Source organism: Rhodococcus sp. APC 3903, from assembly GCF_030407755.1.
Taxonomy (GTDB): Bacteria; Actinomycetota; Actinomycetes; order Mycobacteriales; family Mycobacteriaceae; genus Rhodococcus_F; species Rhodococcus_F erythropolis.
In genome coordinates this window covers 332,484-357,391 of record NZ_JASDCV010000001.1, presented here as the reverse complement: position 1 = coordinate 357,391, position 24,908 = coordinate 332,484, and the positions used below count along the sequence as shown (strand labels likewise).

General features: G+C 62.5%; 24 protein-coding genes. 10 read left to right on the top strand and 14 right to left on the bottom strand.

What is annotated here, in order from left to right:
* Window positions 1-8: 8 nt before the first annotated feature.
* The 5 genes from QMA15_RS01755 to QMA15_RS01735 form a co-directional block, all read right to left on the bottom strand.
* The gene (locus tag QMA15_RS01755) at window positions 9-1,226 is read right to left on the bottom strand and encodes a histidine kinase (protein ID WP_019744838.1); all 1,218 of its coding nucleotides are present in this window, start codon (window positions 1,224-1,226) and stop codon (window positions 9-11) included.
* A complete protein-coding gene (locus tag QMA15_RS01750; RefSeq protein WP_020970430.1) occupies window positions 1,223-1,609 on the bottom strand; it encodes an MmcQ/YjbR family DNA-binding protein in 387 nt (128 codons plus the stop codon). The genes QMA15_RS01755 and QMA15_RS01750 overlap by 4 nt, the downstream gene beginning before the upstream one ends.
* A 4-nt stretch (window positions 1,610-1,613) precedes the next feature.
* Window positions 1,614-2,831 carry a lipase family protein gene (locus QMA15_RS01745; RefSeq protein WP_290283593.1) on the bottom strand — a complete coding sequence of 406 codons (1,218 nt, stop codon included), beginning with the start codon at window positions 2,829-2,831 and terminating at the stop codon, window positions 1,614-1,616.
* Between the two features lie 15 nt (window positions 2,832-2,846).
* The gene (locus QMA15_RS01740) at window positions 2,847-4,490 is read right to left on the bottom strand and encodes a Na+/H+ antiporter (RefSeq protein ID WP_019744841.1); all 1,644 of its coding nucleotides are present in this window, start codon (window positions 4,488-4,490) and stop codon (window positions 2,847-2,849) included.
* A 106-nt stretch (window positions 4,491-4,596) separates the two neighbouring features.
* Entirely contained in the window at window positions 4,597-4,788 is a 192-nt protein-coding gene (locus tag QMA15_RS01735; RefSeq protein ID WP_003940164.1) for an antitoxin, read from the bottom strand.
* A gap of 180 nt (window positions 4,789-4,968) precedes the next feature.
* Between QMA15_RS01735 and QMA15_RS01730 the strand changes: the two genes are divergently transcribed.
* Complete coding sequence (locus QMA15_RS01730; protein WP_046379031.1) at window positions 4,969-6,111, top strand: GGDEF domain-containing protein; 1,143 nt, start codon at window positions 4,969-4,971, stop codon at window positions 6,109-6,111.
* Window positions 6,112-6,117: 6 nt separating this feature from the next.
* Here QMA15_RS01730 and QMA15_RS01725 read toward each other — a convergent pair whose 3' ends face one another.
* From QMA15_RS01725 to QMA15_RS01715, 3 genes are all read right to left on the bottom strand, one after another.
* A complete protein-coding gene (locus tag QMA15_RS01725) occupies window positions 6,118-8,622 on the bottom strand; it encodes an HAD-IC family P-type ATPase (protein ID WP_019744843.1) in 2,505 nt (834 codons plus the stop codon).
* A gap of 76 nt (window positions 8,623-8,698) precedes the next feature.
* Complete coding sequence (locus QMA15_RS01720) at window positions 8,699-9,814, bottom strand: MBL fold metallo-hydrolase (RefSeq protein WP_019744844.1); 1,116 nt, start codon at window positions 9,812-9,814, stop codon at window positions 8,699-8,701.
* Between the two features lie 62 nt (window positions 9,815-9,876).
* Window positions 9,877-10,608, bottom strand: coding sequence for an enoyl-CoA hydratase (locus QMA15_RS01715; protein ID WP_019744845.1), 732 nt, complete (start codon window positions 10,606-10,608; stop codon window positions 9,877-9,879).
* Between the two features lie 112 nt (window positions 10,609-10,720).
* On the opposite strand from QMA15_RS01715, the gene QMA15_RS01710 reads away from it, so the two are divergent.
* Window positions 10,721-11,824: an NAD(P)-binding domain-containing protein gene (locus QMA15_RS01710; protein ID WP_290283590.1), complete on the top strand. Its 1,104-nt coding sequence runs from the start codon at window positions 10,721-10,723 to the stop codon at window positions 11,822-11,824.
* A complete protein-coding gene (locus tag QMA15_RS01705; RefSeq protein ID WP_290283589.1) occupies window positions 11,821-13,263 on the top strand; it encodes a phospholipase D-like domain-containing protein in 1,443 nt (480 codons plus the stop codon). Before QMA15_RS01710 ends, QMA15_RS01705 begins: the two co-directional genes overlap by 4 nt.
* A gap of 4 nt (window positions 13,264-13,267) precedes the next feature.
* Here the strand turns inward: QMA15_RS01705 and QMA15_RS01700 are convergent, their stop codons facing one another.
* Window positions 13,268-13,804, bottom strand: coding sequence for a hypothetical protein (locus tag QMA15_RS01700; RefSeq protein WP_290283587.1), 537 nt, complete (start codon window positions 13,802-13,804; stop codon window positions 13,268-13,270).
* A gap of 348 nt (window positions 13,805-14,152) precedes the next feature.
* Here QMA15_RS01700 and QMA15_RS01695 point away from each other — a divergent pair, with 348 nt between their 5' ends.
* The 6 genes from QMA15_RS01695 to QMA15_RS01670 are packed head-to-tail and all read left to right on the top strand — an operon-like array spanning window position 14,153 to window position 19,791.
* Window positions 14,153-16,999, top strand: coding sequence for an ATP-binding protein (locus QMA15_RS01695; RefSeq protein ID WP_290283586.1), 2,847 nt, complete (start codon window positions 14,153-14,155; stop codon window positions 16,997-16,999).
* Window positions 16,996-17,412, top strand: a complete 417-nt coding sequence (locus QMA15_RS01690) for a roadblock/LC7 domain-containing protein (RefSeq protein ID WP_003940329.1) — start codon at window positions 16,996-16,998, stop codon at window positions 17,410-17,412. Before QMA15_RS01695 ends, QMA15_RS01690 begins: the two co-directional genes overlap by 4 nt.
* 5 nt (window positions 17,413-17,417) lie before the next feature.
* Window positions 17,418-17,792 (top strand): DUF742 domain-containing protein, encoded by a 375-nt coding sequence (locus tag QMA15_RS01685; protein ID WP_097387028.1) that lies wholly within the window; start codon window positions 17,418-17,420, stop codon window positions 17,790-17,792.
* Complete coding sequence (locus QMA15_RS01680; RefSeq protein ID WP_003940118.1) at window positions 17,773-18,360, top strand: ATP/GTP-binding protein; 588 nt, start codon at window positions 17,773-17,775, stop codon at window positions 18,358-18,360. The genes QMA15_RS01685 and QMA15_RS01680 overlap by 20 nt, the downstream gene beginning before the upstream one ends.
* Window positions 18,361-18,400: 40 nt before the next feature.
* The gene (locus QMA15_RS01675) at window positions 18,401-19,195 is read left to right on the top strand and encodes an MHYT domain-containing protein (protein ID WP_019744851.1); all 795 of its coding nucleotides are present in this window, start codon (window positions 18,401-18,403) and stop codon (window positions 19,193-19,195) included.
* 53 nt (window positions 19,196-19,248) lie between these two features.
* A complete protein-coding gene (locus QMA15_RS01670) occupies window positions 19,249-19,791 on the top strand; it encodes an AAA family ATPase (protein ID WP_029255988.1) in 543 nt (180 codons plus the stop codon).
* Between the two features lie 7 nt (window positions 19,792-19,798).
* Here QMA15_RS01670 and QMA15_RS01665 read toward each other — a convergent pair whose 3' ends face one another.
* On the bottom strand, window positions 19,799-20,257 hold the full coding sequence (locus tag QMA15_RS01665; RefSeq protein ID WP_019744853.1) for a GNAT family N-acetyltransferase: 459 nt from the start codon (window positions 20,255-20,257) through the stop codon (window positions 19,799-19,801).
* A gap of 56 nt (window positions 20,258-20,313) precedes the next feature.
* Complete coding sequence (locus QMA15_RS01660; protein ID WP_020908731.1) at window positions 20,314-20,901, bottom strand: XRE family transcriptional regulator; 588 nt, start codon at window positions 20,899-20,901, stop codon at window positions 20,314-20,316.
* 78 nt (window positions 20,902-20,979) lie between these two features.
* Between QMA15_RS01660 and QMA15_RS01655 the strand changes: the two genes are divergently transcribed.
* A complete protein-coding gene (locus QMA15_RS01655; protein ID WP_290283583.1) occupies window positions 20,980-21,930 on the top strand; it encodes an NAD(P)/FAD-dependent oxidoreductase in 951 nt (316 codons plus the stop codon).
* A gap of 82 nt (window positions 21,931-22,012) precedes the next feature.
* Here QMA15_RS01655 and QMA15_RS01650 read toward each other — a convergent pair whose 3' ends face one another.
* Genes QMA15_RS01650 through ctaD form a run of 3 tightly spaced genes read right to left on the bottom strand, consistent with a single transcriptional unit; the run spans window position 22,013 to window position 24,758 of the window.
* On the bottom strand, window positions 22,013-22,432 hold the full coding sequence (locus QMA15_RS01650) for a DUF5313 family protein (protein WP_042451127.1): 420 nt from the start codon (window positions 22,430-22,432) through the stop codon (window positions 22,013-22,015).
* A 52-nt stretch (window positions 22,433-22,484) separates the two neighbouring features.
* On the bottom strand, window positions 22,485-22,958 hold the full coding sequence (locus QMA15_RS01645) for a MarR family transcriptional regulator (RefSeq protein WP_019744857.1): 474 nt from the start codon (window positions 22,956-22,958) through the stop codon (window positions 22,485-22,487).
* 45 nt (window positions 22,959-23,003) lie between these two features.
* The gene (gene ctaD, locus QMA15_RS01640) at window positions 23,004-24,758 is read right to left on the bottom strand and encodes a cytochrome c oxidase subunit I (RefSeq protein WP_020970441.1); all 1,755 of its coding nucleotides are present in this window, start codon (window positions 24,756-24,758) and stop codon (window positions 23,004-23,006) included.
* Between the last annotated feature and the right edge of the window lie 150 nt (window positions 24,759-24,908).

Here is a 24,908-nt window from a genome sequence, read left to right as displayed (position 1 = left end):
GGCGAGAATCAGACGTGAATACCCTGCTTGAACTTGGGAACACGCATGCTGACCTTCGTACCGGCACCCGGCGCTGTCTCCACCACGAGTCCGTAGTCGTTGCCGAACGCGGCACGAAGTCTGTCGTCGACGTTGGCCAAACCGACGTGAGCAGCTTCGCGTGCGCTGGGTCGTCCCGATCCCGACTCGATGGCGTCAAGTGAGCCGGAACGCAGTAGTTCAGGATCCATCCCCACACCGTCGTCCTCGACGCTGATGATGCAGTCAGGTCCCTCGTCCGCGGCCACGATGCTCACGGTCCCGCCCTCCGGCTTACTCGAAATGCCGTGACGAACCGCGTTCTCGACCAGCGGCTGGAGAGCCAGGAAGGGAAGAACCACGTTGAGCACTTCGGGTGCGATCTGAAGGCGGACGTTCAGCGCCTCCCCGAATCGCGCGCGTTCGAGGGTCAGGTAACGATCGATGTTGCGTAGCTCGTCGGCAAGCAGGGTGAACTCACCCGCAGATCGGAACGAATACCGGGTGAAGTCCGCGAACTCGAGGATCAGTTCTCTGGCCCGCGCCGGGTCGGTTCGGACGAACGACGCGACCGTGTTGAGCGCGTTGTAGATGAAATGGGGACTGATCTGCGCGCGGAGGGCACGCACTTCGGCGCGATCCAACAGGGCTCTGGACGCGTCGAGGTCGGCGAGTTCGATCTGGCTGCAGGCGTATCGAGCCACCTCGGTGACCGCTCCGAGCATTCCCGGCCACGGGTCTTCGCTGGTGACGATTCCCAGCACGCCGACCACGCCGATGTCCTCGATCAGCAGGGGCTGAGCGATCAGCGCTCGCACATGGTGATCGCTCGGTCCGCGCACCAGGTCCGAGTGGGTGACGAGCACCCGGCGTTCGCCTTCGATCGCGCGAATGGCGGCGTCGTGGAATTGATCGGACAACGCTTCGTGACGGCCGTCCCACGCCAGCAGATTTCCGGACGCGTCTGCGAGGCCCAGACCGGAACCGCCGGTCAGCTCGCGTAGGTGAGGCGCCGCCTCGGCGGCCGAATTCTTGTCGAGTCCACGCCGAAGTGGCCGCGCGGCAAGTGAAGCCGTATGGAGCGCGGCATGGACGGCACGCTCGGTCGGGGTGGTCACCTCACGTCTGGTGCGCATCCACACCGCTGTCAGTGCCCCGGCCACTGCGAGAATCAGCACGCTGAGAAGCGCGACCACGGCCGGACTCAACGCGAATCCTCGTCCAGTTTCCGGATCAGTGTTTTCGGAGCCACCGTGCGGTACGCATCTTCGACGACGTCGGCTACGTCGTTCCAGAATTTCTCGTCCTCGGTCTCGTCGGCACTCGGAACGTCGAGGTACACACCGATCCATCCCCGGCCACCCACGTACGGGGGGACGAAGAACCTCGTCGGATCGCGACTGACCCAATCTGCCTGCGCCCCAGGTGGGGCCGCGGCCCAGATCGCGAGGCGATCGTCGTGGTGGTGATCTGCCATGGTGACGAACTGCGGCGCTTTGCGCACGAACCACGACGATTCACCGTGGCTGACCCGCTCGGTTGCCTCTGGCAATGCCAGTGCAAGAGCGCGGATTCGTGCCGACGCCGTCATCGATTCACGACCCGCAGGTATTCGGTGCCGGAACACCTGCAAATCGATCCTTCACCCACGCAACAGCTCCCGGCACAGCGGCGCCGTCCGCGTGACCTTCGCCCGGTCGCGCCTGGAATTCGATGACGTCACCCTCGGCGCAGGCACGTTCGACGGCCGCCTCGGTCCATTGCGGACGGATGAGGTTGTCATTGGTACCGACGACTACGTACATCGGACCGCTCGCGCGTTGACGTGGGAGAGCAACGTCGCTGAGCCACGCGTGAATTCGGTCCGCGTCCTCGGCGGTAGCTGGCCGGGTGTCGGCGGGCGTCACCTTTCCGACAAGACCCAGCTTCTCCGTCGCGCGAGAGGTCAGGCACGAGGTGAGCAGGTCGTAGTTCTGCTCGAATGCGCCGCGCACGTAGTCGGTTCGTTCGAGCTCCGGATGGGTGAGGGACAGCCCTTCGAGTACATAGGGCAGCAGCAGTTGCTGAGGCAGTGACAGATTCACCTCGGAATCACTCGAGATGATCGGCGAGATGTCCGCTGCCGGGGACAGGTTTGCTGCACCGACGAATTCGAGTCCGTCGCCGTAGGTGTCGGCTTCCTCGGCCGCTGCCCAGGAAGCCTGCCCGCCTTGGGAAAGCCCCAGAGTTGCCCACCGAGTCGAGGTGTCCGGAACGACGTTGCGCGCCGCTCGAACCGCGTCGATGACGTTGAACGCCGCGGTGTCCGGTTGCAGGTAAGGATGCGGGTCCGGAGTGCCGAGGCCCTCGAAGTCGGATACAGCGACCACGTATCCCGAGTCGAGGAACGGCGCGACCAGGCCGATCGTGCCGAAGAGGGTCGGCGAGGTCGACGGCGCGCAGTCGTCCGAAATACCCGTCGTGCCATGTCCGATGGAGACGATCGGCCACCCGCCCTCCGGCGGCGTTCCAGGCGGTGTGAACACGGTTCCCGATACCTGGGTCTCCCGGCCGTCGATACCGGAGGTGGAGCCGTACAGGATTTTCACTGCGCTCGCTCCGGACGCCGCCACTTCGGCTGTGCTGGTGAAGGGTTCACTGTCGAACACGACGCCGCGTTGCGCGCTGTTCTCGACCGGCGGGGTAGTCGTGGTTGCGTTGTCGGTGACAGAGACATCTGGCGAGGCATCCGATCCGCAGCCGACGCTCACGAGGAGCGCGCTCGCCACCACGACTCCCCAGCCTGCGCGAACCCTCGAACTCCGAACCGTCATACGCAGTGTTCCCCTCTATTTGCCCGCGCTGCCTGCTCGGCGACGCCTGACACGTTCCTCGGCTGCGGCCTCTTCGATGTCGAGTCCTTCCAATACGGTACGCAATACCTCGTCGTCGAGATCTCCGTCGTCGCGCGCGGCGATCAGTGCGACTCGTTGCGAGCGAAGGGATTGATGCCGGAATTTGTCGAAGAGCGCTCCCGCATTCCACAAGGCGGCCTCGCGATCGGCGTCCTCGTCGACCTCCTGGAGTTGAAGCCTCGCCTGCATCGAGCGGCGTACGCGCTCGACAATTGCCTGTAATTCCTTTCCGTCGATCCCCGACGGAGGGTGCGCAGCCGCGTCGGCCAACGCCTTCTCACCGGCTTTGCGAGAAATGTTGCGTGCCAACTCCATCTGTTCCTGAGTACGCAATTGTTCATAGGGATCCGCGACGTCGAGACGACGAATCAGGAACGGCAAGGTCGATCCCTGGATGAGCAGTGTCCCGACCGCGACGATGAACGCGATCGCCTGAATGACGCCGCGTCCGGGGAACGGCTCGCCGGACGAGAGCGCGAACGGGATACCGCCGGCCGCAGCAAGAGTGACGACACCACGCATTCCCGCCCACGAGACCACCAGATTCTGTTTCCACGTCAGTTGATTCTCGCGATCACGGCGCAGGGTTACACCGAATCGCACACGGGAGTAGCTCAGGAACAGCCACACCGGCCGAATCACGATGACCACGGCCAGGACTGCCAGACCGTACGCGAACACGTGAAGCACCGGAAGCCCGTCGGCGACAACATCGTCGATCACGAAGCTCAGTTGCAGCCCCATGTACGCGAAGACGAACATCTCGAGGAGTGTGTCCAGGCTCGACCACACCGAGCGCTCCTGCAGCCTGGTCATGATCGACGCGTCCGTCGAATAGTGTCCGATCACCAGACCAGCAACCACGACGGCCAGAACACCGGACGCGTGTAGTTCTTCAGCGGCCAGGTAGGCAGCGAACGGAAGGACCAGCCCCAAGCCGGTTTCGAGTGGAGAGTCGTACATGCGGGCGCGAACGAACTTGACGACAAACGCGAGCACCAAGCCGACGACAACGCCGCCGATTACTTCGTACGCGAAGAACAACAGGGGCGAATCTGTCGCAATTCGCGTTCCGGTCACGGCAGCGACCGCGACGGTGAAGAGGGTCAGCGCGGTCGCGTCGTTGACGAGCCCTTCGCCCGTGAGGATGGCGATGACTCGTTTCGGGAGCCCGAGTTTCTGACCGACCGCCACCGCGCTGACGGCATCGGTCGGCGCGATCACGGCTCCGAGCACGAGGGCGGCGCCGATAGTGAACTCGGGAACCATCCATTCGGCGAAGAAGGCAACCACGAACGCCGTCACCAGCACCATTCCGACGCCGAGACGCAGAATGGGCGCAAGGTTGCGTTTGAAGGTCGCGACCGAGAACTTGAGAGCGGCCGAGTAGAGAAGCGGCGGCAGGACCACACCGAGAATGACGTGGGGGTCCAGTTCGGGCCGCGGCATACCGGGGATGAAGGAGGCGACCGAGCCCACGGTCACCAGGACCAGCGGGGCCTGCAGGTTTCGTCGATTGGACAGCCCGGTGACTGCGATGGCGGCAATGACAACCAGCAGAATCCAGGTGAAGTTCACGCGTTCATTCTGCCCGCCGACCCTGGGAGTTCACCCAGCGGACGCACAGAAGCCCGCAACCTTTTCGGTTACGGGCCCCTGAGCAACGGTATGGCCGAATCCGGTTTTACTGCTTTTCGGGAACAGCCTTCTTGGCGGCCTCGGCTGCCTTGTCGATCTGATCGCCGTACTTGTTGCCGGTCTTGTCGTCGGCGATGTCGGCGACCTTGTCGATCGCGTCGTGAACCTTGTCGGAGTTCTCCGCTGCGAGCTCCTGGCCCTTTTCGACCAATCCCTTGACGTTGTCCAAGAAACCCATGTCCGTGTCCTCTCCCGGTGCTGACGCACATCCTTCGGCGGAATCGTTCCTCCGCGCCCTTCGATTCTCACAGGTCGACGGCCTCTACGCCAGAAAGCAGGTCCGTGCGTTCGAGCCGCGCGCAACTCGAGGTAGCGTTAACCCGCCAATAGCTGATTGATCACCCATCGACATCGACAGGTGCCCGGATTGAATGCAGGACTGCGCGGGACGGGGAGCGACCCCCACCCCACGCGTGAACTGCTGTCCCGGTGGTGGTCGGATCGCACCGATTACACCTGGCTCCCCCGATTCCTCGACACTCGCGGGCTGACCGTTCCCGGACGCAAATTAGTCGCGGTGTGGTGTTTTCTCTTCGCGCTGATCGCGGCGACCATGCAGTTGAGCCGCTTCGGTTCCGATTCCGCCCTTGCACGGTCCATCCTCGCAGTCGGGACCATCAGCGGGGTCTATGCCGGTTGCCGTTGGGTGCGAAACGAATCGTGGCCCACCTGGCGCCAATCCGTGGCCTTTGTCGTCTGGGCCGACCTCTGGCTCGCCGTCACGCTCTTCTTCGCGGTTCGCACAGCGTTCGTCGGAACGCTGGGTTGCGTCCTGTTCATCATGATCGGCTTCTACACGGCGATAGTTCACAGTCCGCGTGTTGCCGTGACCCACATCGGCTGGGCTCTTGCTGTCTGCACGACGCTCGCTGCCATGGCGATGTCCGAGCCGGTCAACGACGACTGGGTGGTCGTGAATCTCTATCTGATGGTTGCCGGTGTGGTTTTCTCCACCGCGTGGATTCTGCAGATCGTCTGGCTGCGCCTGACCGACGACGCACGAAACGCTCACCGGGACTACCTCACCGCGACACTCAATCGCCGCGGACTCCAGGACGAGGCACAGCATCTGCTGCGCAGTGATCGAACGCAGGCTCTGATCGCACTGCTCATCGACGTCGACTCGTTCAAAATCCTCAACGACACGCACGGTCACGTAGCAGGTGACGACGCGTTGACCGCTGTCGCTGACCGCCTCATCGCTGCCGCCGGGCCCGAGGCAGTGGTGGCGCGAATCGGCGGCGACGAGTTCGTCGTCCTGCGCGGAGTCGATCGAGGAGATATCGAACAGGTCGCCACCGAGATACATTCGGCGGTCTCGTCCGACTCCGATCCCTATCCCGTATCCGCCAGTACCGGCGTCAGCGTCTACCTCTGTCCCGAGACGGACTTACCGGATCGGGCTGTCAACGAACTGATCGAGCACGCAGACAATGCGATGTACCGGGCCAAGAAGCGCGGCGGCGATCGCATTGCCTGGGTGCAGATGTTCAGGCGCTGAAACTACTTACTCACTGTGGGCGTGGTGATGCTCGCCGGGCAGGTCGTCGGGCGTCGCGAAAATCTTCCGCTTCTCCCCGTGCAGGCGTGCGCTGATCCACCACGAGAGTTCCACGAGCACAACGCCGATAGCGCCGAGGGTGATCGCGAGCGTCGTCGCAGCGACGTTGCTCGGATCAAGCTTGAAGAACTCACGAGTGAACGGCAGCGCGAACAGGATGAGGTACCCGGCAACCGAACCGCCGATCAGAACGAGCTTCCACCACACGTACGGCCGAGCAACGACGGCCAGGACCCACACGGCGATCATGATCAACGTGATGAGTGCACTGGTTCCGGCCTGGATCTTCTGGGTCTCCGTCTGGTCGGGGCCTTGGTAAGCCAACACGTAGGAGATGAACGTGGTGATGCCGATGATCAGGCCCGACGGCAACGCCAGACGCATCACGCGGGAGACGAAACCGGTTCGGGCGCGCTCGTTGTTGGGGGCGAGAGACAAGATGAAGGCCGGGATACCGATCGTGAACCACGCCGCGATCGTGACGTGGCGGGGCAGGAACGGGTACGGCAGCGGTTCGAAGTCGAAGACCTGGGACAGGACGCCGGTGATGCCGATCAGGAACGCAAGCACCACCGAGTAGACGGTCTTGGTCAGGAACAGATTCGACACACGCTCGATGTTGCCGATCACTCGGCGGCCTTCCGCGACGACGTACGGGAGCGTCGCGAACTTGTTGTCCAGCAGCACGATCTGGGCCACGGCTCGGGTAGCCGGGCTGCCCGAACCCATCGAGACTCCGATGTCGGCGTCCTTGAGGGCGAGCACGTCGTTGACGCCGTCACCGGTCATCGCGACGGTATGTCCGCGAGACTGCAAGGCAGCGACCATTTCCCGCTTCTGATCCGGTCGTACTCGACCGAACGTCGTTGCTCCGTCGAGAGTGTCCGCCAGCTTTTCCTGATCGCTGGGAAGATCCCGCGCGTCGATGGGACGGTCACCACCCTCGAGCCCGAGGGACCCGGCAACGGCACCGACGGAAACCGCGTTGTCGCCGGAAATGACCTTGACCGCGACCTTCTGGCTGGCGAAGTACTCCAACGTCTCCTGCGCGTCCGGACGCACCTTCTGCTCGAGTACGACCAGAGCCTCAGGGGTGACGGTGCCCGGCGCGTCGGCGTCGTCGACGGGAAGGTTGCTGCTGCCGAGCATGAGCACACGAAGCCCGCTCGAACCCACTTCTTCTGCCTTACGGGCCATCTCCGAGTCGGGATCGAGCAGCACGTCCGGGGCGCCGAGCACCCAGTTGCCGTGACTGCCGTACGACTGGCCACTCCACTTCTTCGCCGAGGAGAACGGCGCGAGCGCGGTGGCTTCGCCCCAACCGGAATCGTCGGAGAGAGACTCGCGAATCGCCAGAACGCTCGCGTTGGGGCGAGGGTCGGACGCCGCCATCGCGCTCAACGCGGACTTGACTGCAGACTCCCCTGATCCACCCGGTGCGACATCGACCTCGGACAGACGCATGCCGTTCTCGGTCAGCGTTCCGGTCTTGTCCGCGCACACCACGTCGACACGGGCCAAGCCTTCGATCGCCGGCAACTCCTGAACGAGACACTGGCGCTTGCCCAATCGGATGACCCCGACCGCAAAAGCAATGGACGTCATGAGCACAAGGCCTTCGGGAACCATCGGAACCAGCGCTGCCACCATGCCGTTGAGGGCGGGTCGGATCGGCAAGCCGATCGTGAAGAGCTGATTGAAGATGATCAGCGCTCCCGCCGGAATCATCAGATAGGTGATGAATTTCAGGATCTTGTCGATACCGCTGCGCAGTTCCGAATGCACGAGGGTGAACTTGCTCGCCTCTTCGGCCAGCTTGGCCGCGTATGCATCTCCACCGACCTTGGTGGCGCGGTACGCGCCGCTACCTGCGGCAACGAAACTGCCCGACAGCACTTGCTGGCCGCTCGCCTTGTGAACCGGATCAGCCTCACCGGTGAGCAGCGATTCGTCGACCTCGAGTGCGGCAGAACTGACCACCTCACCGTCGACGACTATCTGGTCACCGGATCCGAGTTCGATAATGTCATCGAGCACAACATCTTTGGGCGCCATTGCCACGGCGACGCCGTCACGCCTGACCATGGGCTTGGCCTGACTCACGATGGCCAGAGCGTCGAGCGTGCGCTTGGCGCGGATCTCCTGGATGATGCCGATACCGCTGTTCGCGATGATCAACAACCCGAACATGCCGTCGATGATCGAACCCGTCGCGAGCACGATCACCAACAACACGGTCAGGATCGCGTTGATGCGAGTGAAGACGTTGCCGCGAATGATGTCCTTGACCGAGCGGGACGCCCGGTCCGGTACATCGTTGGTTTGTCCCGACGCGATCCTTGCTGCAACCTGATCGGCGGTCAGACCGCGGGCGACGTCTACGTCGTCCGGCAATCGCTCAGGCGCTACCGCCACTGCTGTCTCTTCTGAACTGGTGTGCTCGTGAGCCATGGTCAAAGATTACGCACCCGGAGCAACTAATCAGGGTTCGACTCGACAGGCAACCACGTCCGCGGCACTTCTCCGCTCAGCCCAGTGGTATCCACCACTTCGACGGCGGTGTCGGTGACAACGCGTCGATCCTGCCGCCAGGCATCGGGACCGACACTGTTGTGCCCGCCTCTGCGGCCGACTCGTTGAGGCGAATGATCGGCTCCGACCACGAGTGAAACGCGAGGTTGAAGGTCGCCCAGTGGATCGGTACGAAGACACCGCGCGATCCGTCGCCCTTGTTGAGGTCGATGTGTGTCTGCACTGCCTCTTCCGGATTCATGTGAATGTCCGGCCAGCGCACGTCGTACGCGCCCACGGGGAGAAGCGTCAGATCGAAAGGCCCATAGGTTTCACCCAACTGTTCGAAACGTGATGTGTATCCGCTGTCTCCGCCGAAGAACACCCGGTGCTTCGGACCGGCGAATACCCACGACGCCCACTGCGTCGTGTTCCGGACGAGGCCACGACCGGAGAAGTGACGAGCCTCGGTGCACGTGAGGACCAGGTCGTCGATTTTTGTCGACTCGTCCCAGTCCAATTCCACGATCCGGTTCTCGGGCACCTTCCAGTGCCGCAGGTGAGCCCCGATACCGATCGGAACGACAAACGGAGCGGTCTGGGTGCGAGTCAGAATCTTGACCGTCGCCATGTCGAGGTGGTCGTAATGATCATGCGAGATGACTATCGCATCTACCGTCGGTAGATCAGCCAAGGCCACGGGAGTGGGATGCATACGTGCGGGACCTACTGTGGCCGAGGGTGATACGCGTTCGCTCCACACCGGATCGGCGAGAACGCGGTAACCGTCGACCTCGACGAGAACACTCGAATGGCCGTACCACGTCACGGCCGCGTCACCCGCTACCGACGGCGCCAGCGGAGTTGCCAACGGAATCGGCTGACGCGGCCGACCCGTCGACCCCCGTGTAGCCATCGACTTGAACATCCCGGCATCGGTGCCCGGAACCAGAGTGCTGCTGGGCTCCGAGTTGTGGAACTGGCGGTCCCGGTATCGCGGGGACATCGCCGCATACGGTTGCACTGTGTTTCGCGACGCCCCGATCTGCGTCGGGATTCCCCATGCGGCTCGCGCCACCCACCCTGTCGCCGCGGCAACAGCCGCAACTCCCAGAACCGTCGTCTTCTTCATTCAGACGAGCGTAGCCACTATCTGTCCCGCGTGCCTGGTGCCTGTTTTCCCTGCAACGAGCTTTACTTTCCCTTGAATACGGGAGGGCGGTTCTCGATGCGGGCGGCGCGGGCTTCCTGGACGTCCTCGCTGAGCCAGGCGGCGTGGAGGGCGTCGAGTTGCTCGGGAGACTGTTCCTCCATGGTGCCGTCGTCGTTGAGAACCATCTTCATGTGCCGCAACGACAGCGGTGCGAGATTGGCGATGCGGTGCGCCCATTCCTGAGCGTCGTCGAGGGTTCCGAGCTTGTTGGCGAGACCGCGCGTGAAAGCTTCCTCGGCGCCGATCTGTTCGATGCCGAGCAGAATGGTACGCGCCGGACCGCCGCCGACCAGCGACGCGAGCCGACGCATGGTCCACTTGTCCACCGAGACTCCGAGGGTGGCCGCGGGGATTCCGAAGCGAGCGGTCGGTGCCACGACGCGCAGATCCGACGCGATGGCCAGCTGGGTACCGGCGCCGATGGCCGGACCGTTGACAGCGGCGATGACGGGGATGGGCGCCGTGTCGATCGACCGGAGCATTTCGAACAAGCGGTCGGTGAAGCCCTCCATGTAGACGTCGCCGGAGAGGTCCGCGCCTGCACAGAACGCCGATCCCTCACCGGTGATGACGACAACGTGCGCATGCTCGGCGACTGCCGCGTTCATCGCGTCCCGTATTGCGATGCAGAGTTCGGCGCTGAGCGCATTACGACGCTCGTGACGCTGCAACTCGATGGTCACGACGTTGCCGTCACGGGAGAACCCGATCATGTCCGCTCACTTTCGTTTCTGGAAGGCTCGACACACAGGAGTTCCGAGGCGCCGCTACCGTCCGCATACTTCTCTGCAGCTAAGTTCTGTACATCAGGAGGTTAGATTACCGATGAGTACAGACGACCTTGCCGCACAGCAACCACACTCGGTCGACGTGGTGGTGATCGGCGCGGGACAGGCCGGACTCTCCGCCGCGTATTACCTGCGCAAGTTCGGAATCGAACCCGAATCGGGGTTCGTGGTGCTCGATCATGCGTCCGGTCCGGGCGGAGCGTGGCAGTTCCGCTGGCCGAGCCTGACACTGAGCACCGTCAACGGTGTGCACGACCTCCCGGGAATGTCCTTCGCGGAAACCACCGGTACAGACGCCGAGCAAGTACCTGCATCGGTGGCGGTCCCCCATTACTTCGAACTGTACGAAAAGCAATTCGAACTTCCCGTCCACCGCCCGGTACACACACGGGTGGTGTGTCCGAGGGAAGAGCGCCTGCGAATCGAGACCGACCAGGGAGTGTTCGCGGCGCGAGGCTTGATCAACGCGACGGGAACCTGGGAGCGCCCCTTCATCCCCCATTATCGCGGGGCCGAGTCCTTCCGTGGCCGACAACTCCATACGAAGGACTATCGAACCGCTGCGGAGTTCGAAGGCAAACATGTTGTGGTGGTCGGCGGCGGTATCTCGGCCGTCCAACTGCTCGACGAGATCTCACGCGTCACGACCACTACCTGGGTGACGCGGCGCGAACCCGAGTTCCGCGACGAGCCGTTCACGCCGGACATCGGCCGCGCTGCGGTTGCCATGGTCGAAGATCGTGTACGACGCGGCCTGCCACCGGGATCCGTCGTCTCGGTGACCGGCCTCCCCGTGACGCCTGCCATCCGGGCAGCGCGAGAGCGTGGTGTGATGAATCGACTGCCGATGTTCTCCGAAATTCTTCCGAACGGCGTGAAGTGGGCCGACGGTACCGTCGTCGACGCCGATGTCATCTTGTGGTGCACCGGTTTTCGTAGCTCAATCGATCACCTGGCGCCGTTGCACCTGCGCGGACCGGGTGGCGGAATCCCGATGACCGGGCGCCTCGCCACGCAGGTCGAAGCCGACCCTCGCGTGCACCTGGTGGGATACGGACCGTCGTCGTCGACGATCGGAGCCAACCGCGCCGGCCAAGCGGCGGCGCGCGAACTGACCGCGTACCTGGGAATCGGCGAATGAACAGAATACTGATTCCGAGCGAAACCTGCTGGCGCATCGAACCGGCGGACAATCTTGCCTGCATCGTCGACGCCGCTGACTACTTTCATCATGCGAAGTCCGCAATGCTGCAAGCGGAAAAGCGAATCATGTTGATCGGCTGGGACTTCGACACGCGCATCAAACTCGAACCAGGCAAGCAGACGCTCGACGGCCCCAACCGATTGGGAATGTTCCTCCGCTGGCTGGTCCGCGAGAAACCCGACCTCGAAATCCTCGTACTCAAATGGAACATCGGCGCGTTCACCGCAATTGGGCGCGGCATGACTCCCGTCTTCGTGTCCAACTGGCTGACCGACGAGCGCCTGCGGTTCGAGATCGACGGCGCCCATCCCGTGGGTGCGGCGCACCATCAGAAAATCATCGTCATCGACGACGCTCTGGCGTTCTGCGGCGGCATCGACATGACGGTGGACCGCTGGGACACCTCGGATCACGTCGACCGCAACGACTACCGGATCACACCGAGCGGGAGACGTTACGGCCCTTGGCATGACGCAACCACGGCGGTCGACGGCAATGCGGCCGCGGCCATCGGCGAATTAGCGCGGGCACGCTGGAAATCCGCAACCGGAGAGGACCTCCCACCGGTCCAGAGCACGGCGACGCCGTGGCCGGTCAATTTGGCTCCTACCTTGCGCGTCGTCGACGTGGCCATCGCCAGAACGCTGCCGGAACTCGGCGAACGCACAGAGGTACGCGAGATCGAGGCGCTCTATCTCGCGGCCATCGCCGGGGCAGAACACACGCTGTACATCGAAAGCCAGTACCTCGCCTCACGCACGCTGGCCGAGGCGATTGCCGCGCGTCTACGTGAGGCCGACGGGCCGGAGATCGTTCTGGTCATTCCGCGCAATGCCGATGGATGGCTCGAACAAAAGGCGATGGACGGGGCACGCCACGACCTGCTGCATTTGCTGTGGTCGGCCGATATCCACGACCGGTTCGGTGCGTTCTATCCCGTGACCTCTTCCGGCGCACCAATTTACGTGCATGCCAAGGTCCTCGTGATGGACGATCGCCTCCTGCGAATCGGGTCGTCGAACCTCAACAACCGTTCGATGGGCTTCGACACCGAGTGCGACATCGCCGTCGAATCCGACGACGACGCAGATGTCGAGTTGCGCGCCTCGATCATCGGATTGAGGCGCCGGCTACTCAGCGAGCACCTCGACGTCACCGAGGAAGAAGTCGACGACGCGTTGGGTGAGCAGTCACTGTTGTCGACGGTTCGTGCTCTCTCGACCTCCGACGCTCGCAGTCTGCGCGAATTCGACCGGAATACAGTCGACGGCGAAGACCACGTGCTCGCTGAAAATGCACTGATGGATCCCGAGCGCACGCCGCCCAGACTGAGCGATCGAATCGAAGGATTGCGCCGCCTGCTCGGCAAACGCTGAGACTCTAGAACACGCGCACGCAGTGCCCGGTTGCCAGCGCGAGTTCGACGAGTGTTGCACCGTGAACACTCGGGACGAGCGCGATGAGAAACGTATCGCTGTCGCTGTCGAGCCAGGCAAGTGAAACGCCCGTCTCGGTGATGTTGTCGCCGACTCGAGCGAGAAGCGATTCGAGTCCGGCAGCTCGATCGAAGTTCATGGCAAGACTCTGCGCCCACTCCCACGATCCTGCCGGCGCCGACTCGAGCGCTCGTAGCTGACCGAGAACCTCGGCAGCGTCCTCGTTCCAGTCCACCCAGACCAGGAGTTTTCGGTCGTGTAACGCGTCGACGAGAGCAAACCACGCCAATTCCGGGTGCGGCTTCTCGAGCGTCTGTGAGTACAGCTCGTTCTGTACTTCGACATACCGTTCCGGATACTCGATCGCGAGCGTCACCCGGTCGACGACGACAGCGCTGTCAGGGGCGAGCAGTTCGGCGATCGCGCGCAACGCGTCGCGAGCAGGTCCACCCACTATGTCTCCAAGGTTCGATTCGGTCATCGGTGCGGTTTCCACAGTCTGACATGCGAGTGCGCCTCGTTCGGACGTGTCCTCTATGTCAGATCCTGAGGCAGATCCTCCCTAGATTCCCGCGCGCCGCATATCAATGAGTCGACGAGTTACCGAATCGAACAACCCGGCTATCCCATTCGCCGCACTTGTCCGTTTACCCTTTCACCTGGCCTTACAATCCGGATATAGTCATCGGCGATCCATGAAGCCAACTGGAATGTAGCGAGCCAGCGAACAGTCTGTTACCGTTCAGCTAACTACCCCTTCTGGTCAAACCGGATTGAAGGGGTTCGGGCAATGACCCACGGGGGTTGACGTGAAGGGGCCATGTTCCGCATGAAACACGATTCACACACGACAACCTCTTGGTGGTCGATCGGCGAATGGCGCCTGGGATGGAAGGTCATCGCCGTTCTCGCATTGCCGATGATCGTCGCCGTCGTCCTCGGCGCACTTCGAGTTCAGACAGAACTCGAAGAAGCCGCACAGCTGAGTTCCTCGTCCGAGCGTGCCCTCGCAGTGCCCGCGGCGATCAACCTCGAATCCGCACTGTACGAACTCGCCGAAGCCGCATCGGCACGCACTGACACAGGCCCGGCAACACAAGCAGTTTCGGACGCAATGGACCAACTGGTAGACGCCGCGCGCGCGTTCCAGTCCGACGGCGACCTCAACGACCAAGTGACTTCGGCGCTCGCCGAGAGCCGTTCCATCACCGAGGAGATCGCCGCCGGCGCGGTGGCTCCCGCACGCTTGGTTTCGCGGGTCGGCGAAGTCTCGCGCGCACTCTCGAGCACCTTCACCAGCGTCGTCGAGCATTCTCAACGCCCTGTCCTGCGCGAACAAGGTGGTCGACTCTCCGCACTCTGGGAAGCGCGACGAGCGCTGGCCGAACAACGAATCCTCTTCGGCTCCGGTGATCCGGACCAGCAAGCTCGTACGTCGATGGTCAGTGCTGCCGGTGCCGAACTGGTCGCTCTGAACAACATTCTGGCCATCGACGGGAGTAACGACACCGTCCAGACCCTCAGCAACTCTGCTCAGAACCGGATCAACGCCCTCGGATCAACTCCGTCGACCTCTCCTCTGGGGAGCCGCGTCGGCGCCGATCTGAAATCCGGCAACGACCAGTACAACAGCCTGACCGACGCCACCGTCACCGAGTTCGGCGACACCGTCACCGCCGAATCCAATGCAGCACGAACCGCAGCACTCCGTGACACTGCAATCGTGCTCGGCGCGGTCCTGCTGGCACTGGCCATCGCCCTCGTCATCAGCCGATCGCTCATCGATCCGATCCGCCGGTTGCGATTTGCCGCATTGCAGGCCGCACGACGCGGACTCCCCGACGCGATCGAACGAATTCGCGCAGGTGCCAGTACCGACGAACTCGACTTCGCCCGTGTCCCGATCCGCACCCACGAGGAAATCGGCGAGCTTGCGCGCGCGGTGGACGACATGCACGGTCAGGCCATCACGCTTGCCGGCGAGCAGGCCACCCTGCGGCGCCAGGTCAACGACATGTTCGAAACGCTGTCGAGGCGCAATAAGTCCCTCGTCGACCAGCAACTCGGTTTGATCGAACAGTTGGAGCAGGACGAAGACGACCCGCGTCGCCTCGAGAATCTGTTCCGGCTCGATCACATCGCCGCGAGAATGCGTCGAAACGGCGACAACTTGCTGGTTCTCGCCGGAACCGATGTACGCCGCGCCAGGACCGCCCCCGTCGCTCTCGGCGATACCCTTCGCGCCGCGGTATCCGGCGTCGAGGAGTATCGACGCGTCGAACTCGGGCAGATCCCGCCCGGAGTCGTCACCGGTCATGCTGCCCCGGACGTCGTTCACCTCATCGCTGAGCTGCTCGACAATTCTCTGCGGTACTCCCCACCGGAGACCACCGTCTCCATCAACGCTGCCCGCACTATCGACGGCTCCATGATCGTCGAGATCGCAGATCTCGGTATCGGCATGTCGCCTGCCGATATCCTCGATGCCAACGAGCGCCTCGCCGCCGGCGGCGAGATGAGCGCGGATACAGCGCGTCGCATGGGTTTGTTCGTCGTGAGCCGAATCAGCCGTCGCTACAACATCTCTGTGCGCCTGCGCCCGACGGCAACGTCATCGACGCACAACGGCATCACCGCAACGGTGCTCCTACCGACGTCGATACTCGATTCGTCTCGGGGACCCGAGATCCGCACGCCGCGAACCGGACCCGTTCCCACGCTCGATCGAACTCCCCCTCCCACACCGCCTGCACCGTCATGGTCACAGCCCGTCCCGACCGAATCCGCACCCCCGCGGCCTGCGACCAGAAATCTCGCTGATCTCCCGCGTCGAACGCCCGGTAACAGTACCGATCGGACCGAGACGTTCGCCCCGATCACACCGCAATCCACTCCTACGGCAACAGCGCCTTCGGGATTGCCACGTCGCACTCCGGGCACAAGTGGAGTACCGGCAGTCAGCACTTCAACTCCGACCACTGCTGCACCCGCCACCTCGGTGTCGTCCTTCGCTCCTCTGCCCGATCCCGAGGGCACAAGCACATCGACGTCCCTTCCCGTTCGTACTCCGTCGCCGGAATTCGCCTCGCCGGCACAGGGTCCCGAGATCCCGGTGGGTCCACAACCGTCGACAACCCCGCCGCCGCGGCACCGGCTCTCAGCCCCGACGCCGACAAATACTGCGGCATTCTTCTCCTCACGCACCCGTGACGGGCTCTCTGCTCGCGCATCGGCGAGGGCTGACGGCGCGGGCGACGGCAACTCGAACGGCGTACCCTCTGCTCCGACCACGATGCCGATTTTCGCCCGGATGGTGTCGGAGTGGCTCGTGGATCCGACGGCGGAGACTTCGGCGGCTTCCACCGGCAGTTCGTGGACCACCGACGCGGATCAAGGCTGGCTGGCCGCTCGGACCTCGTTCGAGATGCCGGTCACCAAGATCGCCGATTCCGGTCTGCCCATTCGAGACCGCGGAGCCCGCCTGGTTCCTGGTGCCGTCGGCGGAGGCGGTACGGCGCAGCGCCATGCATCCAATCCGGCGGACGTCCAACGTGGTTGGAGCAGTTACCAATCCGGAGTACAACGAGGGCGTCGGCGCGCCGCCGACCATCAGCCCGATGGCGGACAGTCTTTCGAATCGTCCACGATGTTGCACAACGATGAAGGAGAACAGTGAACACTGTCGGAGCCCAAGAGACTCCCCGCGCACTCGACTGGCTGGTTTCGGCTTTTGCCCGAGACGTGCCGGGTGTGAGTCACGCGATCATCGTCTCAGCCGACGGGTTGTTGACCGCCTCGAGCACACACCTTCCGCTCGATCGGGCGGATCAATTGGCCGCTGTCACTTCCGGACTCGCCAGCCTGTCCGCGGGGGCGTCACGCCTCTTCGACGGTGGGGCCGTCATGCAGTCCGTCGTCGAGATGGAGAACGGCTACCTGCTTCTCATGGGCGTCGGTAGCGGCGCTTACCTTGCCGCCCTCGCTGTCGCCGGATGCGACATCGGCCAGATCGGTTACGAAATGGCGACTCTCGTCGATCGCGTCGGGACCACGATGGACATTGCCCCGCGAACGTCGCAGGGTATTTGAGTTCGATGCCTCACCATCAATCCGACTACGACGACGCCGAACCCAGCTTGGTCCGGCCGTACGCGCTCACCGAAGGTCGGACCCTGCCGTCCATCGACCTCCCGCTCGAAGCGATCATCGCGACGATCGAGGACGTGGTCTCGAACAATCTTGCACCGCAGGATATTCGTGCATCGATCGTCGCACTCTGCGAGAAGCGGATCTCGATTGCCGAGATCGCTGCCCACCTCGGTGTTCCGATCGGAGTCGTGCGGGTACTGGTTGCCGACCTCGTAGTAGCCGGATCACTGGAAATACATGCCACTCTGCGAAGCGACGCATCTCGAGTCGAGCGACGCGAACTGATCGAAAGGACCCTCAGTGGACTTCGGGCACTCTGACTCATCGTCTCGCGTGAAATCGACAAAAATCGTGATCGCCGGGGGTTTCGGTGTTGGCAAGACAACGCTTGTGGGGACCGTCTCTGAAATCGTCCCCCTTCGCACGGAGGCAATGGTCACCGACGCCAGCGACGGTATCGACAATCTCGGTTCCACTCCCGACAAGAGCACCACGACGGTCGCGATGGACTTCGGGCGCATCACTCTCGCCGACGACCTGGTCCTCTATCTGTTCGGAACCCCGGGACAGCGCCGCTTCTGGTTCATGTGGGACGACTTGATCACCGGTGCGATCGGTGCGGTCATTCTGGTCGACACGCGCCGTCTGGAAGACAGCTTCGCTGCAGTCGACTTCTTCGAGGCGCGAGGGCTCCCGTTCATTGTGGCGGTCAACCGTTTCGACGGCGCACCAATCCATTCGGCGAGCGATCTCCGGCAGGCATTGGCGCTACCCAACCGCGTTCCCATGATCGAGATCGACGCCCGAAACCGCGAATCGGCCAAACGCGCGCTGATCGCCGTCACCGAGTACTCCCTCGAACGACTTGCAGCTGAAGCAGTCGTCTAGATGAATCACCAGATGCGAATCGTCGCCGAAAGGAACTGGCATGTCGGATGAAATGCACCATTTCTCGATGGGAATCTGGCTGCTCGGGCTCGCCTACGTCGTGTCCGTGGTCGGGTCGGTAGTCGGCCTGGCGTGCACCAGGCATTCAGCGTCGGCGACGACAACCGCCACACGCATGCGATGGCTGGCCATGGCTGCCCTGTCGATCGGTGGTGTCGCCATCTGGCTGATGCACTTCATCGCCATGCTCGGCTTCGCAGTCCCCGGCAGTCCCATTCGATACAACCTCGGATGGACCGTGATCTCCGCGATCATCTCAGTAGGTGCTGTTTTTGTCGGTCTGCTGATCATCGGGACCGAATTCCGCTGGACGCGGCTTCTGATCGGCGGCGTGGTGACCGGTCTCGCCGTGAACATCATGCATTACACCGGCATGCGCGCCTTGCGCTTTCAGGGTGAGATCCACTACGACCTGCTCTTCGTTGCATTGTCGGTTCTCATCGCAGTCGTCGCCGGAACCGCTGCACTGTGGTTCACCATGGTGCTCGAGTCCACGATTCTGCGTTTTGTCGCCGGAATCATCATGGGCATCGCCGTCGTCGGTATGCACTACACCGGAATGGCCGCAGTCGAGGTTGTTCACGACGCGGCAGCCCCGGCGCCGCAGGGACTCGAAGTGTTCTCATTCCTCTTCCCCGTCTTCGTTCTCGGCCTGCTGGCGTTGGCAGTTCCGATTGTCGCCGTGCTGACAGCACCCAACCGTGCGACGGCACGGATGGAATCCGCCGCCGACGACCTGGCGTTCGAAGCACGAGAGTTCGCGACCTCGAACTGAGAGGAGTACGGGGCGAGTCGATGTGAATCGACGACGCCCCGTACATTGCGGGGATGGTGGATGCCGTACACAACCCCCAGCCGTCGGCCGACGCGGCACTGGTCGTGATCGGTGGTTTGCCGGCCACCGGCAAATCGACGATCGCGCGGGTGCTTGCTCAGCATCACAAGATCCCCTACGTGCGGATCGATACCATCGAACAGTCGCTGATCCGCAGCGGTATCGCTGATGTATCCGGGACCGCCGGATACATCACCGGGTACGCGCTCGCCGCCGAACAATTGCGACTGGGACTCTCGGTCGTGGTCGAATGCGTCAACCCAGTCGAGGCGACACGAAACGCCTGGTCCGCTACCGCACAACATAATTCGGCGCGCTTGCTCAGTGTCGAAGTCATCTGTTCGGATCCCGACGAGCATCGCAGACGCGCAGAACGGCGAGTCGTCGACATCCCGGATCTTGTACTACCTACGTGGCAGGAAATCCTGGATCGAGACTACGAGCCGTGGACCACGGAACGGCTCGTGCTCGACACCGCAATCATGAACTCCGAGAGCGCAGTACGACGAATAACTGCCAGAATGTTCACCGAATGAGAGCTGCTCACAGGGTGAGAACGAAGAATGCACTGTTCGGATCTTCGCGGTAGTTTCCGAACGGTGGAGACGGGACGAACCCGAATCTCGCATACAGTCGGCGTGCCGGATCGAAGAAGTCCTGTGTGCCGGTCTCCAATTCGAGTTGCCGGTAACCTCGTTGTCTCGACTCGTCCACGACGTGTTGAAGAAGTCGCGTACCCACGCCACGCCCTCGAGCTACCGATGAGGTTCGCATCGACTTGATCTCGCCACCGGTCGACGACCGTTCCTTGAGTGCAACACAACCGAGTAGATCGTCACCTTCGCTCCACAGCGTCCACATGGTCACGGAGCTATCCGTCAGCCCGGTGATGTCCAGCGCGTGAACGCTGTCCGCGGGCGAGGTCGCATGCATGTCGGCGAGATGTTCGGTCAGTAGAGCACGGACCACATCCCGACTCAGGTCGTCAATTTCGATTCGCACGGATCCTCACTGTCCTCTTCGCTTCCGGCAGCATCGAATGAAAGTATGACTGGCCATCACTTCGGCGAAGGCTTGGCCCGTACGTGGATGCGTTCTCCTTGGGGGCCGAACAGACTCAGTACCTCGACCGGGCCGCCGCCGTCACTACCGAACCAATGTGGGTTTCGGGTGTCGAATTCAGCAGCTTCACCCGTACCCATCACGATGTCGTGATCGGCCAACACCAACCGCAACCTCCCCGACAAGACGTACAGCCATTCGTAGCCGTCGTGCACTTGCGGGTCGGGGTCCGTCTGGCTTGCCGGGATGGTCATCTTGAATGCCTGCAGCCCACCGGGTTGCCGAGTCAGCGGCAATACCGTTCGCCCACTGACGCTTCGAGGCGCACTCTGGATACGTGGATCGGCGACCTGTGGTGCCGCAACCAGTTGGTCCAACGGCACTTGGTGGGCAAGCGCGATCGGAAGCAGCAACTCCAGACTGGGTCGACGCTCCCCCGCTTCGAGCCTCGACAGGGTGCTCTTCGAAATACCGGTGGACTCGGACAGCGCTGTGAGCGTGACGTTCCTCTGTGTACGAATGCGTTTGAGGCGCGCGCCGATCTGCGAGATGGCGGCATCGATGTGCGGACCGTTGACATTCATGGTGCCGAGTCTGACGACGATTCCCAGAAATGGCAACATTAGTTGCTGACGAACCTCCTCCGCGAGCAATCTGTGCTCATGCGAACACACACTGAAACAGAGATCCTCGACGCCGTGATCGTCGGCGGTGGCGCCGCCGGACTCAGTGCAGCCCTGGTGTTGGGTCGTGCTCGGCGCTCGGTCGCCGTCATCGATTCCGGCAAACCGCGCAACACACCGGCAGCACACATGCACGGCTTCCTCTCGCGAGACGGCATGGCGCCAGGTGAGTTGCTCGCCGTCGGACGCAGCGAATTACAGACGTACGGAGTCGAATTCAAACGCGACGACGTAGTCGACATCTCCTGGCGCGGTATCGAACCCGGCTTTGTCGTCGAACTGTCGGGAGGCACGACGCTCGAAACTCGCACTGTGCTGGTTGCCACCGGCCTACGGGATTCACTCCCGGAAATACCAGGAATCCAGGAGCTTTGGGGGCAAAGCGTGCTCCATTGCCCGTACTGCCATGCGTACGAGATCAGCGACCAACCGATCGGCGTTCTCGGCGGCGACGCTCGCGAGATGTCACTTCACCAGGCGTTTCTACTCCGACAGTGGTCGTCGGATGTGACGTTCTTCCCCGACAATATCTCGCTCACCCCCGACGAACGCGCGCGACTGGCTGCCCGAGGAGTGACGGTTGCCGACGGATCGGTATCTGGATTGGTCTGCGAGAAAAGCAAACTGAAAGCCGTCGAACTCGACAACGGCCAACTGGTTGCGCGCTCAGCACTGTTCGTTGCGCCGCGTTTCGTTCCGAACGACGCACATCTGACGCGACTCGGCTGCAAAGCCAGCCCCACGGGATTCGTGGCTGTCGATCATTCCGGCGCCACCAGTGTTCCCGGTATCTGGGGCGCCGGCAACGTCGTCGACCCTCGCGCACAGGTAATCAATGCTGCGGCTGCAGGTTCAACCGCGGCGATCGCAATCAACGGATACCTGGTAGAGCAGGACGTCGAATCGGCTCTTTCGCTCGACCGACCCTGAAGGTGGTTTCTCGGCGGCCATGGAGCAGGGCGTCTGCGAGATGAACGGCGGCAGCGCCCTTCACGGCATCTGACCGAAGCGTCTAGGTCGCGGGGCCGCCGTGCAACTTCTCGTAGGCGGCCTTCTCGGCGTCGTGGCGCGAGATCTTCTTCGGGTTCTCGAGGTCGGAAGGCAAACCGTGACGCTCGAGGCGACGCGACCTGTTCTGAGCCATGTAGGAGACCGAATAGAACAGCGCCAGAAGCACTCCGAGCAGCACCATCGACGCCCGCAGGGCCCACGGCCCGGGGAAGAGCATGAAGGCCGCGAAGACGGGAATGAACGGCACCATGCTGCGGATCAGGTGACGTGGCACAGCCCAGTCACCGATCAGGTCGTTTCGCACCCAGTCCTGCATCGAATCGGGCAACTTGCGCCCCACTGAATAACCCAACCACTGAAGGGGATTCGGGCTCGTGCGTTGCTTTTTGGAAGTCACGGAAGTCACCTGTTCGGTACGCATCGGTCTTGACGCAGTCGTCACGTTTCTTTCAGATGTGGTCATCACATTTCTCTCATTGGTCCAAAGCGCCGGCGCGGAGCGCGGCCTCGTTGACCCGCGTCAGAACGTTGTGGAGTTCTTCGAGTTCGGCGAGGCTGACGCCGAGCTTCGCGACAACCGCCGGCGGGATCTTCTCCGCCTCGTCACGCAGTGCCACACCGGCTTCGGTGAGGTCGACGTCGAGTTGACGTTCGTCGGCGCGGCTACGGGTTCGCGTGATCAACCCGGACGCCTCGAGTCGCTTGAGGAGCGGCGAGAGTGTCGGCGAATCGAGCTGCAATGCCTGCCCGATTTCCTTGACCGCCATCGGCGACTTCCCCCACAGGGCAAGCATCACCAGATACTGGGGATGTGTGAGGCCCATCGGCTCGAGCAGTGGCCGGTAGACGGACAGGACTGCCCGGTTCGCGACCGCAAGTGCAAAACACACCTGCCGGTCGAGAGCCAGCGGATCGTCCATCTGCGTCTGCGGAGCCTTCGTCGTCATGAATCCGATGTTACCAGATTGATTAGTGCAGTAACTATTATCGCACTAATCAATCTGGCGATGATCGTCACTCTTCTCCAACGTCGACGTGGGTTGCCCGGTGAGGCCCACGTGCGCTTCCGCCCTCATTCGCTCCACCATGTGCGGGTAGTGCAGCTCGAACGCCGGACGCTCGCTACGGATGCGCGGCAACTCGGTGAAGTTGTGACGCGGCGGCGGGCAAGTTGTCGCCCACTCCAGCGAGTTTCCGTAACCCCACGGATCGTCGACGGTGACCACCTCGCCGTAGCGGTAACTCTTGAAAACGTTCCAGATGAACGGCAGTGTCGACGCGCCGAGCACGAACGCGAAGATCGTGGACACCGAGTTCAGCACCGTGAATCCGTCCGAGGGCAGGTAGTCGGCGTAACGACGCGGCATACCTTCGCCACCGAGCCAGTGCTGGACGAGGAACGTGCCGTGGAAGCCGACGAACGTGGTCCAGAAGTGCCACTTGCCGAGGCGCTCGTCCATCATGCGACCGGTCATCTTCGGGAACCAGAAGTAGATACCGGCGTACGTGGCGAACACGACCGTACCGAAGACCACGTAGTGGAAGTGGGCGACAACAAAATACGTGTCGGTGACGTGGAAGTCGATCGGCGGACTCGCGAGAATAACGCCCGACAGACCACCGAAGAGGAAGGTGATCAGGAAGCCGACCGAGAACAGCATCGGCGATTCGAAGGTCAACTGCCCCTTCCACATCGTGCCGATCCAGTTGAAGATCTTCACACCTGTCGGCACGGCGATCAGGAACGTCATGAACGAGAAGTAGGGCAGGAGAACAGCACCCGTCGCATACATGTGGTGAGCCCACACCGCGATGGACAGAGCTGAGATCGCCAGTGTCGCGTAAACCAAACCGGTGTATCCGAAGATCGGCTTACGGCTGAAGACCGGGAAGATCTCCGAGACGATGCCGAAGAACGGCAGCGCGATGATGTACACCTCGGGATGCCCGAAGAACCAGAACAGGTGCTGCCACAACAGAACTCCACCTGACGCCGGGTCGAAGATGTGGCCACCGAGGTGACGGTCGACGAACAGACCCATGAATGCAGCGGTCAGCAGCGGGAACGCCATCAAGATCAGAATGCTGGTGATGAAGATATTCCAGGTGAAGATCGACATCCGGAACATCGTCATGCCTGGTGCGCGCAAACAGATCACCGTGGTGATCATGTTGACCGCACCGAGAATAGTGCCGAGACCGCCCACTGTCAGTCCGAAGACCCACAGGTCGGCTCCGACGCCGGGGCTGTGCACCGCACCCGACAGCGGGGTGTACGCAGTCCAACCGAAGTCGGCAGCGCCGCCCGGCGTGAGGAATCCGCCGAGTACGATCAAACCACCAAAAGTGAAGAGCCAGAAGCCGAATGCGTTCAAGCGCGGGAAGGCCACGTCCGGGGCACCGATTTGCAGCGGAAGTATGTAGTTCGCGAAGCCGAAGACGACGGGCGTCGCGTACAGCAGCAACATGATCGTGCCGTGCATGGTGAACAACTGATTGAACTGCTCGTTCGAGAGGAACTGCATCCCGGGGACAGCCAGTTCCGCACGCATGAACAGGGCCATCAGGCCGCCGATCAAGAAGAACACGAAAGCCGTGATCATGTACATGATCCCGATCTTCTTGTGATCGGTGGTCTTGATCATGTCGAACATCCACGACCCCTTGGGATCACGACGCTTCGGGTACGGCCGCTCCGGAATCGGCTCCAGCTCTCCGGTCCGCTCGTCCGGCACCGTTGTTGTCATGCTCGCGCGTCCTCTTTCGTGCTCGATACCGCCCTCAAGAACTTTCCGCACGACCATATCGCATGTTAATAGTTAATGCACAAACTAAGTTTGGTCGACGTGGACATCAATCGAAAACCGAACGTACGCAACCTTTTGCAGATTTCGGTG

Bases quoted from the DNA above. Each gene is read 5' to 3' on its own strand.
- QMA15_RS01750 (WP_020970430.1), bottom strand. From the start codon at position 1,609: ATGACGGCGTCGGCACGAATCCGCGCTCTTGCACTGGCATTGCCAGAG.
- QMA15_RS01745 (WP_290283593.1), bottom strand. From the start codon at position 2,831: ATGACGGTTCGGAGTTCGAGGGTTCGCGCAGGCTGGGGAGTCGTGGTG.
- QMA15_RS01735 (WP_003940164.1), bottom strand. From the start codon at position 4,788: ATGGGTTTCTTGGACAACGTCAAGGGATTGGTCGAAAAGGGCCAGGAG.
- QMA15_RS01725 (WP_019744843.1), bottom strand. From the start codon at position 8,622: ATGGCTCACGAGCACACCAGTTCAGAAGAGACAGCAGTGGCGGTAGCG.
- QMA15_RS01720 (WP_019744844.1), bottom strand. From the start codon at position 9,814: ATGAAGAAGACGACGGTTCTGGGAGTTGCGGCTGTTGCCGCGGCGACA.
- QMA15_RS01715 (WP_019744845.1), bottom strand. From the start codon at position 10,608: ATGATCGGGTTCTCCCGTGACGGCAACGTCGTGACCATCGAGTTGCAG.
- QMA15_RS01710 (WP_290283590.1), top strand. From the start codon at position 10,721: ATGAGTACAGACGACCTTGCCGCACAGCAACCACACTCGGTCGACGTG.
- QMA15_RS01705 (WP_290283589.1), top strand. From the start codon at position 11,821: ATGAACAGAATACTGATTCCGAGCGAAACCTGCTGGCGCATCGAACCG.
- QMA15_RS01700 (WP_290283587.1), bottom strand. From the start codon at position 13,804: ATGACCGAATCGAACCTTGGAGACATAGTGGGTGGACCTGCTCGCGAC.
- QMA15_RS01695 (WP_290283586.1), top strand. From the start codon at position 14,153: ATGAAACACGATTCACACACGACAACCTCTTGGTGGTCGATCGGCGAA.
- QMA15_RS01685 (WP_097387028.1), top strand. From the start codon at position 17,418: ATGCCTCACCATCAATCCGACTACGACGACGCCGAACCCAGCTTGGTC.
- QMA15_RS01675 (WP_019744851.1), top strand. From the start codon at position 18,401: ATGTCGGATGAAATGCACCATTTCTCGATGGGAATCTGGCTGCTCGGG.
- QMA15_RS01670 (WP_029255988.1), top strand. From the start codon at position 19,249: ATGGTGGATGCCGTACACAACCCCCAGCCGTCGGCCGACGCGGCACTG.
- QMA15_RS01660 (WP_020908731.1), bottom strand. From the start codon at position 20,901: ATGAATGTCAACGGTCCGCACATCGATGCCGCCATCTCGCAGATCGGC.
- QMA15_RS01655 (WP_290283583.1), top strand. From the start codon at position 20,980: ATGCGAACACACACTGAAACAGAGATCCTCGACGCCGTGATCGTCGGC.
- QMA15_RS01650 (WP_042451127.1), bottom strand. From the start codon at position 22,432: ATGCGTACCGAACAGGTGACTTCCGTGACTTCCAAAAAGCAACGCACG.
- QMA15_RS01645 (WP_019744857.1), bottom strand. From the start codon at position 22,958: ATGACGACGAAGGCTCCGCAGACGCAGATGGACGATCCGCTGGCTCTC.
- ctaD (WP_020970441.1), bottom strand. From the start codon at position 24,758: ATGACAACAACGGTGCCGGACGAGCGGACCGGAGAGCTGGAGCCGATT.